17 protein-coding genes are annotated in these 14,984 nt (G+C 64.6%); 13 read left to right on the top strand and 4 right to left on the bottom strand.

Annotated elements, in window-relative coordinates; translation table 11 throughout:
* Positions 1–57: 57 nt before the first annotated feature.
* Together HV681_RS00275 and HV681_RS00270 are read left to right on the top strand one after the other, a co-directional pair.
* The gene (locus HV681_RS00275; RefSeq protein ID WP_254594839.1) at positions 58–1,950 is read left to right on the top strand and encodes an eCIS core domain-containing protein; all 1,893 of its coding nucleotides are present in this window, start codon (positions 58–60) and stop codon (positions 1,948–1,950) included.
* Between the two features lie 45 nt (positions 1,951–1,995).
* Positions 1,996–2,418, top strand: coding sequence for a hypothetical protein (locus HV681_RS00270; RefSeq protein WP_175121164.1), 423 nt, complete (start codon positions 1,996–1,998; stop codon positions 2,416–2,418).
* 28 nt (positions 2,419–2,446) lie between these two features.
* On the opposite strand, the gene curA is transcribed toward HV681_RS00270, so the two are convergent.
* Positions 2,447–3,475, bottom strand: coding sequence for an NADPH-dependent curcumin/dihydrocurcumin reductase (gene curA, locus HV681_RS00265; protein WP_175121163.1), 1,029 nt, complete (start codon positions 3,473–3,475; stop codon positions 2,447–2,449).
* Between the two features lie 112 nt (positions 3,476–3,587).
* Here curA and HV681_RS00260 point away from each other — a divergent pair, with 112 nt between their 5' ends.
* From HV681_RS00260 to HV681_RS00250, 3 genes are all read left to right on the top strand, one after another.
* Positions 3,588–4,487 (top strand): LysR family transcriptional regulator, encoded by a 900-nt coding sequence (locus tag HV681_RS00260; RefSeq protein WP_175121162.1) that lies wholly within the window; start codon positions 3,588–3,590, stop codon positions 4,485–4,487.
* A 204-nt stretch (positions 4,488–4,691) separates the two neighbouring features.
* Positions 4,692–5,435 carry a DUF899 domain-containing protein gene (locus tag HV681_RS00255; RefSeq protein ID WP_217467823.1) on the top strand — a complete coding sequence of 248 codons (744 nt, stop codon included), beginning with the start codon at positions 4,692–4,694 and terminating at the stop codon, positions 5,433–5,435.
* 140 nt (positions 5,436–5,575) lie between these two features.
* Positions 5,576–6,154: a hypothetical protein gene (locus tag HV681_RS00250; RefSeq protein WP_175121160.1), complete on the top strand. Its 579-nt coding sequence runs from the start codon at positions 5,576–5,578 to the stop codon at positions 6,152–6,154.
* A gap of 3 nt (positions 6,155–6,157) precedes the next feature.
* Here HV681_RS00250 and HV681_RS00245 read toward each other — a convergent pair whose 3' ends face one another.
* Positions 6,158–7,204: a hypothetical protein gene (locus HV681_RS00245; protein ID WP_254594838.1), complete on the bottom strand. Its 1,047-nt coding sequence runs from the start codon at positions 7,202–7,204 to the stop codon at positions 6,158–6,160.
* A gap of 216 nt (positions 7,205–7,420) precedes the next feature.
* Between HV681_RS00245 and HV681_RS00240 the strand changes: the two genes are divergently transcribed.
* The 6 genes from HV681_RS00240 to HV681_RS00215 all read left to right on the top strand — a co-directional run bounded on the left by HV681_RS00240 (position 7,421) and on the right by HV681_RS00215 (position 11,696).
* Positions 7,421–8,014 (top strand): BPSL1445 family SYLF domain-containing lipoprotein, encoded by a 594-nt coding sequence (locus HV681_RS00240; RefSeq protein WP_175121159.1) that lies wholly within the window; start codon positions 7,421–7,423, stop codon positions 8,012–8,014.
* Positions 8,015–8,071: 57 nt separating this feature from the next.
* Positions 8,072–8,554, top strand: coding sequence for a nucleoside deaminase (locus HV681_RS00235; RefSeq protein WP_175121158.1), 483 nt, complete (start codon positions 8,072–8,074; stop codon positions 8,552–8,554).
* Positions 8,555–8,749: 195 nt separating this feature from the next.
* Complete coding sequence (locus HV681_RS00230; RefSeq protein WP_175121157.1) at positions 8,750–9,397, top strand: hypothetical protein; 648 nt, start codon at positions 8,750–8,752, stop codon at positions 9,395–9,397.
* 22 nt (positions 9,398–9,419) lie between these two features.
* A complete protein-coding gene (locus HV681_RS00225; protein ID WP_175121156.1) occupies positions 9,420–9,899 on the top strand; it encodes a hypothetical protein in 480 nt (159 codons plus the stop codon).
* Positions 9,896–10,252 carry an SH3 domain-containing protein gene (locus HV681_RS00220; protein WP_175121155.1) on the top strand — a complete coding sequence of 119 codons (357 nt, stop codon included), beginning with the start codon at positions 9,896–9,898 and terminating at the stop codon, positions 10,250–10,252. Before HV681_RS00225 ends, HV681_RS00220 begins: the two co-directional genes overlap by 4 nt.
* A 142-nt stretch (positions 10,253–10,394) precedes the next feature.
* Complete coding sequence (locus tag HV681_RS00215) at positions 10,395–11,696, top strand: UDP-N-acetylglucosamine 1-carboxyvinyltransferase (RefSeq protein ID WP_056562178.1); 1,302 nt, start codon at positions 10,395–10,397, stop codon at positions 11,694–11,696.
* 178 nt (positions 11,697–11,874) lie between these two features.
* Here the strand turns inward: HV681_RS00215 and HV681_RS00210 are convergent, their stop codons facing one another.
* Positions 11,875–12,348, bottom strand: coding sequence for a cupin domain-containing protein (locus HV681_RS00210; RefSeq protein WP_175121154.1), 474 nt, complete (start codon positions 12,346–12,348; stop codon positions 11,875–11,877).
* Between the two features lie 54 nt (positions 12,349–12,402).
* Here HV681_RS00210 and HV681_RS00205 point away from each other — a divergent pair, with 54 nt between their 5' ends.
* Positions 12,403–12,867 carry a MarR family winged helix-turn-helix transcriptional regulator gene (locus tag HV681_RS00205; protein ID WP_175121153.1) on the top strand — a complete coding sequence of 155 codons (465 nt, stop codon included), beginning with the start codon at positions 12,403–12,405 and terminating at the stop codon, positions 12,865–12,867.
* Between the two features lie 151 nt (positions 12,868–13,018).
* A complete protein-coding gene (locus HV681_RS00200) occupies positions 13,019–13,603 on the top strand; it encodes a YceI family protein (protein ID WP_175121152.1) in 585 nt (194 codons plus the stop codon).
* Positions 13,604–13,665: 62 nt separating this feature from the next.
* Here HV681_RS00200 and HV681_RS00195 read toward each other — a convergent pair whose 3' ends face one another.
* Complete coding sequence (locus HV681_RS00195; protein ID WP_175121151.1) at positions 13,666–14,961, bottom strand: acyl-CoA thioesterase/bile acid-CoA:amino acid N-acyltransferase family protein; 1,296 nt, start codon at positions 14,959–14,961, stop codon at positions 13,666–13,668.
* Between the last annotated feature and the right edge of the window lie 23 nt (positions 14,962–14,984).

Here is a 14,984-nt window from a genome sequence, read left to right as displayed (position 1 = left end):
GTATTCAGCCACCCCGCAAAGGAGGACAATAATCGCCGGAACGAACGGAGCGAATCCATGCGCGCTTTCGTGCAAAAGCCCAAGGCGGCGGTTCACAAAGGGCCGGCCGCAAGCCGCAAACGGGACGCGGCGGATAAGCGTGCAGCGTCGCGCACGCCGCCAGATGGGGCTGCGCGCGATACGAAACTTCAGCGGTGGCGTCCGGTTCATTCGGTCTCCGCGATATCCGTGCATCCCCCCGGCACGCACCTTGCGATCAGTCATCCCGGCGACGCGTCAGAGCAGGAAGCGCATCGCATGTCCGGACACGTGATGCGCATGCCGCAATCCCAAGACGACCAGGCGCACGGCGCCGTGCCGTCCACCTTGCAACCCACACCGGTTCCACCGCCCCCGCTTCTGCGGCCGGCCGAGCCGCGCAACGCGGCATCGCTCGATGACATTCCTGGCCTTCGCGACGTGCTATCCATCCAAGGCCGTCCCCTCGATGCGCATACCCGCGCCTTCATGGAGTCTCGTTTCCAGCGCGACTTCAGCCACGTCCAGCTGCATTCCGATGCGCTGGCGATTGCTTCTGCAAATGCCGTTGACGCCCGGGCCTATACCGTCGGCCATCACATCGTTCTGAACGCGGGTCAGTACGCGCCGGGCACGACCGCAGGCCGCGCGCTGCTGGCGCATGAGCTGGCGCACGTGGTTCAGCAATCGTCGATGAGCGCGCACGGCGCCCGTCTTCTCCAGCGCGACGCAAGCGGTCCGACCTATGGCAATCTGCCCAGGGATCTGCCGGCGCCGGGATCGTCGGGCGAAGTCGTCCGGCTCAGGAACGTCAACGGCACGTGGAAGGAGGTCGGCCCAAAGTACGTCCGCACGGCGCGCGGCAACTATGACTTTGTAGTGAAAGACGGCGAGATCTTCGCCGTCAAGTCGAAGAGGACGGTCGGCGGCGGATATGGTCACACCGAAGCGGCGCGCGGCGAACGCGTCAACTGGGCGGGCCAAGTGGATTTCGAGAGCGGCAAGGTCAAAACCTGGAACGATGGTACGGGTCACTATCGATCCTTATCGACCATGCGCGACCCCGCCGTGCGAGCCGGGCTACCCGACGAAAAGTTCGTTCAGCACCCGGATAACGTGGGACGCCCCCGGCCAAGAGGATCCCTGCCCCAACTCCCCGTCGAACAACCCGCCACCAAACCCCGCATTCCCGGCGAACAGCCCAAGGTCCCCGCCGGCCCGCCTCGGATGGAGGAATTTGAACAACGCTTCGGCAAGAAAGCTGCGTCCGCGCCCGCCACCACCACCGCCGCGCTGGCCGAAGAAGCCGGATCGGTCCTGAAAGTCCAAGGCCGCGCGGCCTCAGCGTTGAGCAAGATCGGCAGCGCCGCCGGCTGGGTGGCCGACTTCCTGATGCCCGGCCCGCAGGACGCGATCATGCTGATGGTGCAATTTGCGATGACCTACGCCGAAGCGCAGGAAGCGGCGCGCGCGGAAGGGATGCGCACGGGATTCGGCCACGGTCTTAGCGCTGGATTGCTGCGGTTAAGCCGAAGCTGGATCCGCGACAACCTGGCGCCCAAGGTCATCAGCCGCAGCGTCGCGAGCGAGGTGGCGGCTACCACCGGGTATCGGGAGAAAGGCGTGGTCCAGGGCCTGGTGGCGGGCATCTCGTTTGCCGAGCGGCTCAATGCGGATCAGCGCAAGGCCCTGCTGAAAGAAGCGACGCGTGCCATGCGGGCCAAGGGTGATGACGTGACGTTACGCGCACGCTGGGAGCGTGGCTACACCGCCAACGACATCATCGACCTGTCCGTCGCACTGGCGCCGCGAATCGACGAAATCCTGGAGGAGGCGCGCAAGAACGAGGAACTGCGCCAGGCGGCCGAGGCGTGGGAAAAGCTGAAGAAGTATGGGCCGCTTTTGCCACTGGCGCCGTTGTTCGAGCAGTAGCCGGTGTGGCATAGTCGCTGTGCCCTGCCCGACCGCTTCCCATCCATGCGCAACTCGCCCGATCCTTTCGCTCCTCCCCGCAAACAGCGTGCTGCAAAATCCAATTCGCTGCTGTGGATTCTTGAGCCGCTCGAAAGCGACGCAAGCTTCACGCATCGCAAGATGTTCGGCGCCGACGCCGCGTATCTGGACGGCTTGCTGTATCTGATCGTCGCCGATCGGGACGATCCGTGGAACGGGGTCATGGTCTGCACGTCGCAGGAACGTCATGCGGCGCTGCTGGCGGACATTCCCGACCTCTTGCCGCATCCGGTGCTGGGCAAGTGGCTGTACTTGCCGCAGTCGAGCGAGTCCTTCGAATCGACTGCGGCAACGCTGGCGGCATTGGCCGTGGCGCGCGATCCGCGCCTGGGGGTTGCGCCCAAGCCGAAGGCGCGGCGCAGCAAGGCGCGCACGATCGGCCAATAGGCCGCCTGAATGCCAGACCGCCAGTGCGTCAATCCCCCACTCGCACCACCAGCTTCCCGAAGTTCTTGCCTTCGAGCAGACCGATCAGCGCTTCGGGCGCATTTTCAAGGCCCTCGACCACATCCTCGCGCCACCGCAGCTTGCCCTCGCGGATCCACTGCCCGGCCACGTTCAGGAACTCGTCTTCCTGTTCCTTCGGGAAATCGAACACGATGAACCCCTTCATGGTGATACGCCGCGAAAGGATTTCGCGCATGGTGGCGGGCAGGCGGTCGGGACCGCTCCGGTCGGCGGGGCCGTCGTTGTAGTTGGCGATCAGGCCGCACACCGGCACGCGGGCAAAGTCGTTCAGCAGCGGCAGGACCGCATCCCACACATGGCCGCTGACGTTCTCAAAGTACACGTCGATGCCGTCAGGGCAGGCTTCGGCCAGCTTCTGCGCAAAATCCGGCGCATGGTGGTCCACGACCACATCAAAGCCCAGCTCTTCCTTCACAAAGGCGCACTTCTCCGGCCCGCCCGCGATGCCCACGACGCGCGCGCCCTTGATGCGTGCAATCTGGCCGACGACGGAACCCACCGCGCCGCTCGCGGCCGCGACGACGACGTTCTCACCTGGCTTGGGTTGGCCGATGTTCAGCAGCCCGACATAGGCCGTCAGACCCGGCATGCCCAGCACGCCCAGCGCGGTCGAGGGCGGCGCGTTCGCGGGATCGAGCCGGCGCAGGCCGGTACCGTCGGACAGCGCGTAGCGTTGCCAGCCGGCAGACGACAGGACGATGTCGCCTTCGCGCCAGTCGGGATGGCGCGACGTATGAACACGGGCAATCGTGCCGCCGACCATCACATCGCCGATTTCCATGGGCGTGGCGTAGGATTTTTCGTCGCTGACGCGCCAGCGCATGTAGGGATCCAGCGACAGGGTCTGAACTTCCAGCAGCAGCTGACCGTCGGCCGGTTCCGGAACAGGCACGCGTTCGACGCGGAAATCGGTGGCTTTGGGGCGGCCGACGGGCCGGGAGGCGAGGACGACGCGCAGGTTTTGGGGTTGTGTCATGGTGGATGGTTCCTTGAGTTGAGTCGGACATTTCGCGACAAGGGTCATCCTAGGCACGCGCCAGGGTTACAGCTAGACTGATATCTCGTAAACCAGATTTCAGGTATTGATAATGTCAGCCGATTTCGACCCTGCCCTGCTCCGCACCTTTGTCGCCGTCTGCCGCTACGGCAGCCTGAGCCGCGCAGCGGACCAATCCGGCCGCGCGCAATCGGCGCTCAGTACGCAGATCCGCCGTCTGGAGGAAATGGTGGGCAAGCGGCTGCTGCATCGAACCGGCCGCGGCATGGCGCCCACCACCGAGGGCGAGGTGCTGCTCAGTTACGCCAACCGCATCCTCGCGCTGGGCGAGGCGGCCGCAGCGCGGCTGCGCGAGCGCGCGGTCGCCGGCAGCGTTCGCATCGGGCTGTCCGAGGACGTGGCGGTGGCCGCCTTGCCGGCGGCGCTGGGCCGGTTGCGGCGCTCGTGTCCCAATCTGCATCTGGACGTTGTCATCGACGACGGCGAGCGACTTGCCGCGCGTTGGCAGGACGGCACGCTGGACGTGGCCGTGGGCGCCTGCGTGGGCTTTGTCGATGAACCCATCGAGTCCTGGACCGTGGATCTGCATTGGGCATGCGGCATCGACGAAACCCTGGACCCGGACCAGCCGCTGGACGTGATCGTCTATGCCGAACCGTGCTCCTGGCGCCGGCTGGCATTCGATGCGCTGACGGCGTCGGGGCGGGATTTTCGGGTGTCGCTGACCAGTCACAACGTGGGCGCCACGATCGCGGCTGTCGAGAACGGCCTGGGCGTGGCCTTGTTGACGACCGAGTGTCTGCGGCCCGACACCATGCGCGTGATTTCCATCGGCGATGAAGGCGCGTTGCCGCTGAGCGCGCAATTTGGCCTGTACGCGGCGCATCGTCTGAACGAAAGCGGCCAGGCCGCCGTGTCGCTGTTGCGCGAAAGCCTGCGGGGGTGGACCGCACAGGCCATGCCGCGGGAGGCAGCGCTGATCCCCGTCTGACGCAGAACGAACGGATCGCGCTCAACGTGCGGCACGCGTCTGGCGCACTTTCGCGCCAGATTTGTTACTCCTGTCCCGTCCCTCCCGGTGCCACACTGTTCCCATTCCCCCCGCCCGAACAGGGCGCACGGGAACTAAAGACACCAGGAGGATCACCCCATGACCACACCCCCAGCATCCGCAGGCAACGGCGCCCACGCCGCCATGCAGACGCCCCCGGTCGTATCCGCTGAAGACTGGGAAGCCGCCCGCCAACAACTGCTCATCAAGGAAAAGGCGCACACCCGCGCCCGCGACGCGCTGGCTGCGGAGCGCCGCCGCATGCCCTGGACAGCGGTGGACAAGGAATACATCTTTGATGGCCCATCCGGCAAGGTCACGCTGCGCGACCTGTTCGACGGCCGCCGGCAACTCATCGTCTACCGCGCGTTTCACGAGCCTGGCGTATTCGGCTGGCCGGATCACGCGTGCCGAGGCTGTTCGATGGTGGCGGACCAGGTTGCGCATCTGGCACACCTGAACGCCCGCGACACGACGCTGGTCTTCGTGTCCCGCGCGCCGCAGGCGGACATTGAACGGCTGAAGGCGCACATGGGCTGGACGATGCCGTGGTTCACGCTGACCGACAGCTTCGATGCGGACTTCGGCGTGGACGAATGGCACGGCACCAACGTGTTCTTTCGCGACGGCGACCGCATTTATCGCACTTACTTCCTGAACAACCGTGGCGACGAGCAGATGGGCGGCACGTGGAACTACCTGGACATCACGCCGCTGGGACGGCAGGAGACCTGGGAAGATTCCCCTGCGGGCTATCCGCAGACGCCGCCGTACAAGTGGTGGAACTGGCACGACAGCTATGTGCAGGATGCGCCGCCGGATCAGAAGTGGGTCGAGGTCTCCGACGCGGGCGAGAAGGCGTTCCGGAATCACTGCGATCCGAAGTAGGAAGGCGTCGCAGCAGCGCGCGTGATTCAACGCTTGCTTCAGCGCCTGTTTAAAATCAGCGCTCGCAAATTCTGCAGCGCGCGTCATGAAAATCGACCAAGGCCCCAACAACCGCCGTTCGCGTTCCCGAGTCAGCCAGCATGAGCAGTGAGCTGGCTGACTGGAAACGCGCCCTCCTGCCTTGCCGACTTCCCGCAATTGCCGCGCTGGTGCTTGCCGGCGTCGCCATCTACTGCTTCAACGCGGCAAAAGACGTCCGTCTGCCCTATGACCCCGCGAAGCTGAACACGATCAGCCTGCGGGTGGACAAGGTGGCAAGCTGCGACACCCGGGCGAAGATTCGCGGGCGGTGGGAGCACTATGGCGCGCTCTGCGTGTATTCAGGCAACTATCCCTACATGGTGTTCAAGTTTTATGAAGCGACCTACAGAGTTCCGTATACCGAGGGTGAGCAAGTAGAGTTTGCGGTGCAGGAAAACGATGCGCAGCTTGCCGACAGCACGATTGCGCTTCAGTACAACATGGCCATTCCCGTCCGGGTTTATGGCGTGCGCAAGAACGGTGAAACGCTGGTCGATGCAAAGCTGGTGCACGACGCGAACTACGCGCGCAAGATGAAATTCAACATGAACGGGTGGATCGCACTGATTCTGGCGGCCGGCGCAGCGGTCATCACGTTCAAGCGTGCCCGGAAGATCCTGAACGAATCGATGTGGTGAATCTCAAGCGCGCTCGCTTTCACGACTGAGCACGCGGGTCCAAGCGTGCAGCAACGTGACCGCGTCCTCGTCGGACACATACTGCGGCGCGGCGCGCGCCATCGCGGCAAACAGCAGCGCATCGCAAGCCGCTTGCCACATCGGCTTCAACACCTGTTCGGTCTCGCCGTCTTCCTCGATCAAGGTAAACGCGTTGCCGCCGTCCAGTTGCTCGGCGCGCTGCCGCAGTTGGCTGTGGATCAGCAGAAAGCCGGAGTGAACCGGCGACCGGGCCTTGTCGCCCCGCCGCGTGGCGGCCAACGCGCCGCGCCAATTGCTTTCTTCATCCGCAGCCGACTCGCCGTCCTCTTGCGACCAGCGCATCCACGCGCGGCTGTACGCCATCCAGGCGTTCTCCGGCAGGTTGTCGGCCAGCGCCTGCGCCTCGCTGCGCGACAGCGTATTGATCTGCGCGATGATCTCCAGCACCGCCTCGCCCTTCGGGCCGAACAGCACCGACAACGGCAGCGCTTCCAGCAATTCGATGGCACTGGCGCGCCAGTAGCCCGGCTCCGCAACCAGATCGGACATATCACCCTGCTTCTCGACGCGCACGCGCCAGAGCTTTCCGGGCCAGCGGCTGCCAATAACGATGGAGTCAAGCGACTGGTCCACCACGATCCACGGCGGAACAGGCTTTATCAACGCCACGCGGTCCGCAGTCCGCATCAGCTTGAATGCGGGGTCGGGCAGGTCGAACCAGTACCCGACAGGCATCGCTTGCCGTACGGCCGTCAGACCCGCGTCGGTCACGTCCCCGCCGCAATGCCGGCACACGCGCGCCTCACGCAGAATGCGCTCGCCGCAATGCAGGCATTCGATATGCGTGGAAAGAAGCGGCTGGCTGGCGAGCGGCGACCGGTTGGGAATGCGTTTGAGGAAAATGCCCGCGACCGGCGCACTGATCAGGCCGGCAAGCAAGGCCCACCCAATGCCATTGCGCCCGCGACGCTTGGCCATGAAGCCGACCACGATCGCGAGTGCGATCCAGAGAAAGATGATGAGAAGCATGGCGCGATGTTAAACCGAGGGGATTCGGTCTTGCGCTGAGTGGATTCGACGAGCCGGCAGAACCGGGCACCGCAAGCGCTCGCGACCGACCCGGAAGCAAACACTTTTTCACCCCGAACGGCCTACACCCGTCGCCTCCTCGCGCGAGCCGGGGTAATCTCCAGCCAGGAGATGATTTGATGTACCTCGTTGGTCACCCACAAAAAGGAAGCGCAAATGCTTGATATCACTTCGAAATTCCGCAGGACTGCCGTCGCCGCCATCACGTTGGGCATGGCAGGTTTTCTTTTTACGGGCTGCACCACGACGGATTCGCGCGCTACGGCCACCGCCGCCGAAAAGCGTCAGGAACTGGATGCCGCCACGGCGGCCACGCTGTCCAAGCTATATGAATCCTCGCCGCAATCACGGCAACTGGTGGAACGCGCCCGGGGCGTCCTGGTGTTTCCGGCGGTGCTGAGCGCCAGCTTCATCGTGGGCGCCCAGCATGGGACAGGCGTGCTGCAGGTCAGCGGTCAGGACAAGGGCTACTACAGCATTACGGGCGGATCCATCGGCTTTCAGGCGGGCGCGCAGTCCAAGGCGATGGTGCTGCTTTTCATGACGGACGACGCGCTGGCCAAGTTCCGGGCCAGCAGCGGCTGGACCATCGGCGCGGACGCGACCGTCGCCGTGGCCAACGTGGGCGTCAACGGCAGCATCGATTCCAACACCGCGCAGCAACCCATCGTCGGCTTCGTGATGAACAACGGCGGCCTGATGGCGGGCGTGTCGGTGGATGGCAGCAAGATTTCGCCGCTGCTGCTGTAGCGACTGCGCCGGCGCGGGAGGTCCGCGCCGGCCTCGATTTTGACAAGGAGATCACGCGTGATTACCGAAGAGGACAAGAAGCACCTGGCACGCTGCGTCGAGCTGGCCCGACAGGCGCTCGATGCGGGCGACCAGCCGTTTGGATCGGTGCTGGTGTCGGGCGACGGGCGGGTGCTGTTTGAAGACCACAACCACGTCTCCAGCGGCGACCGTACGCGGCATCCGGAATTCGAGATTGCCCGCTGGGCCGCCAACAATGTGCCGCAAGCCGAGCGTGCGGCCTGCACGGTGTACACGTCCGGCGAGCACTGTTCGATGTGTTCCGCGGCGCACGGCTGGGTGGGACTTGGCCGGATCGTCTACGCCGTGTCGTCGGCCCAGTACGCCGAATGGATGCGCGGTTGGGGCGTGCCACCGTCGGCCGTGCGGCCTCTGCCCATCTCCGAAGTGGTCGACGGCATCCAGGCTGAAGGGCCGGTGCCGGAATTCGTCGAACAGGTGCGCGCACTGCATGAAGAGAATGTGCGGCGCAGGGCGTGAACACCTTCAGATTACGGCAGGGTGAAGCATTCTGTTTTCCGCCTAACGAATGGATACAGCTACGGTAAACCCCGCAATTATTTGCGCGCTCGGGCGTGATAAGTTGGCGCCCGTGCCGTAATCGGGGTCAGGGTCGATGACCGGGCCCCATCAAGACGAAAGACGGCGCATCCCTCTCCTCTCTTGATACAGACCATGCAAACTCACGTTGCCCGCGCCTCGGGAATCAAACGCAAGTCCGGAACGCTGCTTCTCGCGCTGGGCCTGGCCTTCGTCTCTGCCGCCGCCTTCGCGCAGAAGGATCCTGGCGCAGCCATCCTCCCCCCGCGCGCCAATTCGGGCAACCAGGCGCCGGCCCCGCAGCAGGCTCCGGCTCAACAAGCCCCGATGCAGCAGGCGCCCGCGCAACGCGCGCCCGCTCAACAAGCGCCCGCACAGCAGGCGCCGGCCGGCGGCGCCCTGGCGCCCGTGCAAAAAACCCAGATCAACGACCAGGCCGCCTACGAGCGGCTCCTGAACAACAGCGGCGTCACGCTGCAATGGCTGTGGTCCGCCAAGCGCGGCAAGATGAACGCGATCGACGACAACGACGTGGTGCGCCTGGAAGGCACGCAGGCCAACCATGAAGGCACCTTGAAGGTCAAAGGCGAGGTCGTCTCCATTGGCCGCGACAGCTTCGTGCTGCGCGGCACGATCCTGATCCTGGACGCGCCGGACAAGGGCCGCCGCTGCGAACGCACCGGCGACTACGAGTTCAAGGCGACCGGAAAGCGCAAGTACTGGCGCCTGCAGCAGATGGAAGCGTGCGGCGGCCTGACCGATTACGTCGACATCTACTACTGACCTTTCAGAAGCGACCCGCCCCATGCCTCCTACCGCGATCAAATGGCTCGTCAGCATCGTCTTCGGATTGTTGATCGGTAGCGCCAGCTTTGGCATCACCAATCCGCTGTTGTTGGCGGTGTTCGGCGTGTATCCGAGCGCGGGGGCAGGCGCTGACCCACTGGATTCGGCTTTGCTGGATCGGGTCGCAATGGCCAGCGTGGTTCATTATGTCCTGGTCGCCGTCGTCTCGGCCGTGGCGTTGGCGCGCATTGCCAACCTGCGCCGACTGTTCGGCTGGGGATGCGCGACCCTGGGCGTGATGTTGCTGCTGACTGCCGCGATTGCCATGCTGCAGATCGATCCCGCCATGCACACCGGCGGCGGGCCGGGCGCGCGGGATGCCAATACGGCGCTGTTCTTTACCCTGCTGATCTTTGGCCTGCCGTACATCGGCGGCGGTCTGGTGCTGACGATCGGCGGCGCGGTGCTGATCCGGAAGAATCGGGATAAGTCTGCATGAGATATGTCGCGCTCGGTCAACACCGCAGCGAATATCCGGAACCGATCACCTTCGCACAAGGCACGCTGCTGACGGTCGGAGAACAGTACAAAGGGCCCGAAGGCTGGGACAACTGGTACTTCTGCACGACGTCGGGGCATTCCGGAGGCTGGGTTCCGGGCCAGATCATCGACAGGATCGACGCGGGGCAAGGCCGCGCATTACGCGCCTATACCGCGAGGGAACTGGACGTGGACGAAGGCGACGAGCTGGCCGGCTCGGAGCAACTCAATGGCTGGATGTGGTGCAGCCGGCTATCGGACGGCCAGAGCGGCTGGGTGCCACTGACACTGGTGCGCAAGATCGAAGACTGACAACCGTGCGGCGCGTCCTATTTCCCGGCGCCGGTATTGCAGTTTGAAACGTTTAGCCGCCTTTCGTCCAAATGGTCCTGGGAAAGACCCCGGTACAATCCCCGCGCTCTCCCCTATTTCTTTCCCGGCAGTCCCCATCCCCATGTCCAACCTCATCGTCCACGGCGGCACGCCTTTGCGCGGCCGCGTCGTCCCTTCGGCCAACAAGAACGCGGTGCTGCCGATCCTGTGCGCCACGCTGCTGACCGATCAGCCGTTGACATTGCATGGGGTGCCGGACATCACCGATGTGCGCAAGATCCTGGACATCTTCCGCACGCTGGGCAGCGACGTCCGGCTGGACGATGCGACGCGCACGCTGGCGCTGCATCACAAGAACACGGTTTTCGATGCGGCAAACCACCGGCTGCCCGAGGAGATGCGTTCGTCGATCATGCTGGTGCCGCCGCTGCTGGCGCGCTTTGGCGTGGCGCGGCTGGAGGACAACGTCAAGGGATGCACGCTGGGGGTGCGTGAGATCGATCCCCACGTGGACATCTTCCGATCGTTCGGCGGCCAGGTGGAACGCGCCAGCGGGTCACTGCTGGTGCGCGCAAGCGGTCCGCTCAAGCCCACGCATCATTGGCTGGACTATGCGTCCGTGACCACGACCGAGAACTTCGTGTTGTGCGCGGCCGCGGCAGAAGGCGAGTCGTCGTTGACCAATGCAGCGTCCGAGCCGCACGTGCAGGAGTTCTGCCGGTTCATGGCGATGATGGGCGCCGATATCGACGGCATCGGCACGTCGCGGCTGGTGGTGCGCGGCGGCAAGCGTCTGGGCGGCGGCGAGTTCACGTTTGAAGAAGATTTCCACGAGATCACGACCTTCCTCGCGCTGGGCGCGATCACGGGTGGCGACGTGGTGGTGCGCAATCGCACGCCGGGCAATTTTCCGCTGATCGACCGCACGTTCGCCAAGTTCGGCGTGCGAATCGAGCACAAGGACGGCTGGTCCCGCGCGCTGCGGGACGGGCCTTTGAAGGTGCAGACGCCGTTCACCAGCAACGTGCTGACCAAGGTCGAGGCGGCGCCCTGGCCTTACTTTCCGGTGGACCTGTTGCCGATCTTCATTGCGCTGGGCGTGTGCGCCGAGGGCAATGCGATGTTCTGGAACAAGGTCTATGACGGCGCGCTGGGCTGGACGGGCGAGCTGTCCAAATTTGGTGCGCACGTGTTCTCGTCGGACCCGCACCGCGTGGTGACGTTTGGCGGCAATCCGCTGACGCCAGGCGTGGTCGAAAGCCCCTACATCATCCGCGTGGCGATCGCGCTGTTCATGGTGGCCAGCAGCATCAAGGGACGTTCGGAGATTCGCAACGCCACGCCGATCCGACGCGCCCATCCGCGCTTTGTCGAGAACCTGCGCAGCCTGGGCGTGCAGGTCGAGTGGGCGAACGACGAGTAAGCCGAGGATTCATCAGCCGAAGCTGAATCGACTGAGGCGATAGCGACCGAAACTGAAGCAATCGAAGTCGAATCAACCGAAAAAGGGCGTCCTGGCGACGCCCTTTTTTTGCGCGCTCACCGGCCGCCAGAGGATGCCAGCGATGCTGCCCGGAACGCTGCGCCGATCACGCGCGCGGTCAACCCGCCGCCGCCGCAACAGCAGGCGCCGGCGCCGGCGCGATCGGCGTCAGGCCGAACCGCTTCATCGTCTCCATCATCCGGGCCTTGTCCGGCGGCCCGCCGCCGTTGATCAGCGCCGCCATCTCGCGGAAGTAATCCGCGCTGATTTCCGGCGTGTTGATCACCAGCGCCTTGGCCATGACCGCGTGCGGGTTGCTGAATGCATGGGCCACACCGGTCGGCGTGGTCATCGAATCGCCGGGACGAAGGACGCGCGTTTCTGCGCCGACGGTAAAGCGCAGCGTGCCTTCAAGCACGTAAATCAATTCCTCGTTGTCGTGGCTATGCGGCGGCGGCACGTTCGAGCCGGGCGGCACACACAATTCAAACGCCCCCATGCGGTTCCCCCGCCCGCTTGGCTGGAGATAGCGGATTTCCAGTTGGCCCACGCGGATCACTTCTTCTGCATCGAATGCTTGCGCTACGTTCATGGCATACTCCCGTGTAAAGTTACTTTACGTGCCAGTGTACAAATTTTTTACGCCATGTCCAGCAGAAAAAATAGCGCCGCATCCGAACCGCAAACCAGCCTGCCGATGATCGGTTCCTTGCTGCGGCTGCCTCGCGAGCACGTCGTGGCGCGCATGTTGTCCGCCGTCAACGCGCAGGGATTTGACGTGTCATTGACCGAACTGGGCGTCTTCATGTACCCCGGCCCGCACGGCCGGCGGCCAATCGAGCTGGCCCGCCAGTGCAACATGTCGCGCCAGGCAATGAACTACGTGCTGGCCGAACTGGAGCGGCGCGGCTATCTGCTGCGCCGGCCCGGCGCCACATCGAATTCCACCGAATTGCAGCTCACCGCCCGCGGCCAGGAGATGTACGTGCTGATGCGCAGTTGCGTGGCGGCCGTTGAACTGGAATGGAAAGCGCACCTGGGCGAACAGCGCTTCAACGCCCTGCGTGAGACCTTGCAGGATCTGTCGGCATGGCTGGGCAAAGTGGATTGATGCCATCGGACGGTGCGCCGCGCAGCGCAGCGCCACGGATTTTTGATTTACGCCGCACTGCTGACACAGAACTGAATGTTATTGTTTTGACTTTCCGGCACGCAGGCGACCCGTCGCCGGCGTGCTTGAACGCCATCCACAAGGAGCCGCAATGAAGTTGATCCCGTCCCTGTTGCTGGGCGCAAGTGCGCTGTCGATGACCTTCGCCGCGACCGCCGCGCCGGTCACGTATGACCTTGATCCCTCGCACACGTACCCCAGCTTCGAGGCCGATCACTTTGGCGGCCTGTCGACCTGGCGGGGCAAGTTCAACCAGTCCAGCGGCGTGGTCGTGCTGGACCGCGCGGCGCGCACTGGCACCCTGGAAGTCACCGTGGACATCAAGTCGGTGGACTTCGGCCACGACGAAATGAACCAGCACGCGATCGCGCCGGATATCTTCGACGCAGCCAAGTACCCCACCGCCACGTTCAAGGGCAAGTTCACCAAGTTCGACGACGACAAGCCGGAGGAAGCCACGGGCGACCTGACGCTGCGCGGCGTCACGCGCCAGGTGAAGCTCGATATCGACGACTTCAAATGCATCGATCATCCGATGGTCAAGCGCGAGGTCTGCGGCGCCGATGTCTCCACGGAATTCAGCCGCAAGGACTTTGGCATGAATTTCGGGTTGGACATGGGCTTCAAGCCGGAGGTGAAGCTGAAGATCCAGGTCGAGGCCATCCGCCAGCAGTGATGCTGACGTGGGCAGAGTTAAGGACCGGCACTGCCGGTCCTTTTTGTTGCGCGCGGGATGCCCTACCCTTGCCCAGCCCGAGCCTGCGCCAGGAAATCCAGTACCGCCCGGTACGATCCTTCGTTCCCCGCAGCATTGGCAGACGGCGTGCCGCCCGCATCCAGCAGCAGTCCCGACATCGCGTGCGGTTTGTTGATCAGCGTGGCGGGCAGGCAGGGATAGTGGACATGGTGGCCCGCCCCGGCGCAGACGTAGTGGTTCGTGGGCAGATCGAACGCCTGTCGCTGCCTCACCACCATTTCGGAATACGCGGTGCTGGGCCAGAAGCCGTCGTCGGACGCGCTGACCAGCATGACCGGTCCAGGATAGTTTTCGACGGGAATGCGCGCGCGCTCGAAGGCCGAAGCATCGCGCGTGGCGCTCAGGAATGCCAGGGTCTGGCGATACGGCGGCTCGGAGGCATAGGCGGCGTTCCAGTCGGCCGTGGCGTTGTCTTGCCACAGGTGCGGCAGGGGCTCGCCATGCCGGGTCCAGACCTGGGCATCGCGGCCCGTGCCCGGCGCGCCGGCGCTGACCACGCCGTGCATCACGGGCGACGGCACGTACGCGACGACCGCGCTGACCAAGTCGGGGAAATGCGAGGCAACGAGCAACGATGTCTCTCCACCCCGGCTGATGCCCGACACCGCCACGAAGCCGTCGCGCGGCTGCAGCGATTTGCGGACCCATTTCAGGGCGGCTTCGAAGTATTCGAGCGGCATGTCGTTCAAGTACTTCGGACGGCCGTCGTAGTTGAAGATCGCCAACGCCAGGCATTGATAGCCGCGAGCGGCAAACAGCGCGGCGCGGGGCGCGTTGACGCCACCCGACGAGCCGTTCATGTAGACCACGACGGGATGCGGGCCGGGTCCGGCCGGCACGAACAGTTCGCCAGACAGCGACATGCCGTCCACCTCTTCGCGCACGGACCGGTGCGTGACACCGTCCGCCAGGAAGTCCTGCACCAAAGTGGCCTCTGCCGACAGCGCGCCATTCGTGGCGTGAAGGTGCACGGTCAGCGCATCCGTGCTGTCGGGCGGAAACACCACGCGGTCCATGTCCTGGCACACCATGGACCAGACGATGCCCATGGCCGACGGTTCGGCGTACGAGCCGGACACGGGGCTATCGCGCCGCAAGTCCAGGCGTCCGTCGTGGCCGGCCACGAACACGGCCTCCGAGCGCCACGCCGCGCCGCACATGTGCATGCTGGCCGTGACGGTGATAAAGGCATAAGCCGGAAAGCCTTCGATGCGGATGTCGCGCTCGACGTCGATCAGCGCGCGTTCGGGCGTTACGGTGATACGGGGCTGTGTCACTGTCGTCTCCTTGCCGTCGCGGC

Origin of the sequence: Achromobacter animicus (assembly GCF_902859585.1) — a bacterium.
GTDB lineage: Bacteria > Pseudomonadota > Gammaproteobacteria > Burkholderiales > Burkholderiaceae_B > Achromobacter > Achromobacter animicus.
The sequence above is the reverse complement of the archived record's forward strand: the minus strand, read 5'-3'. Positions and strand labels throughout refer to the sequence as shown.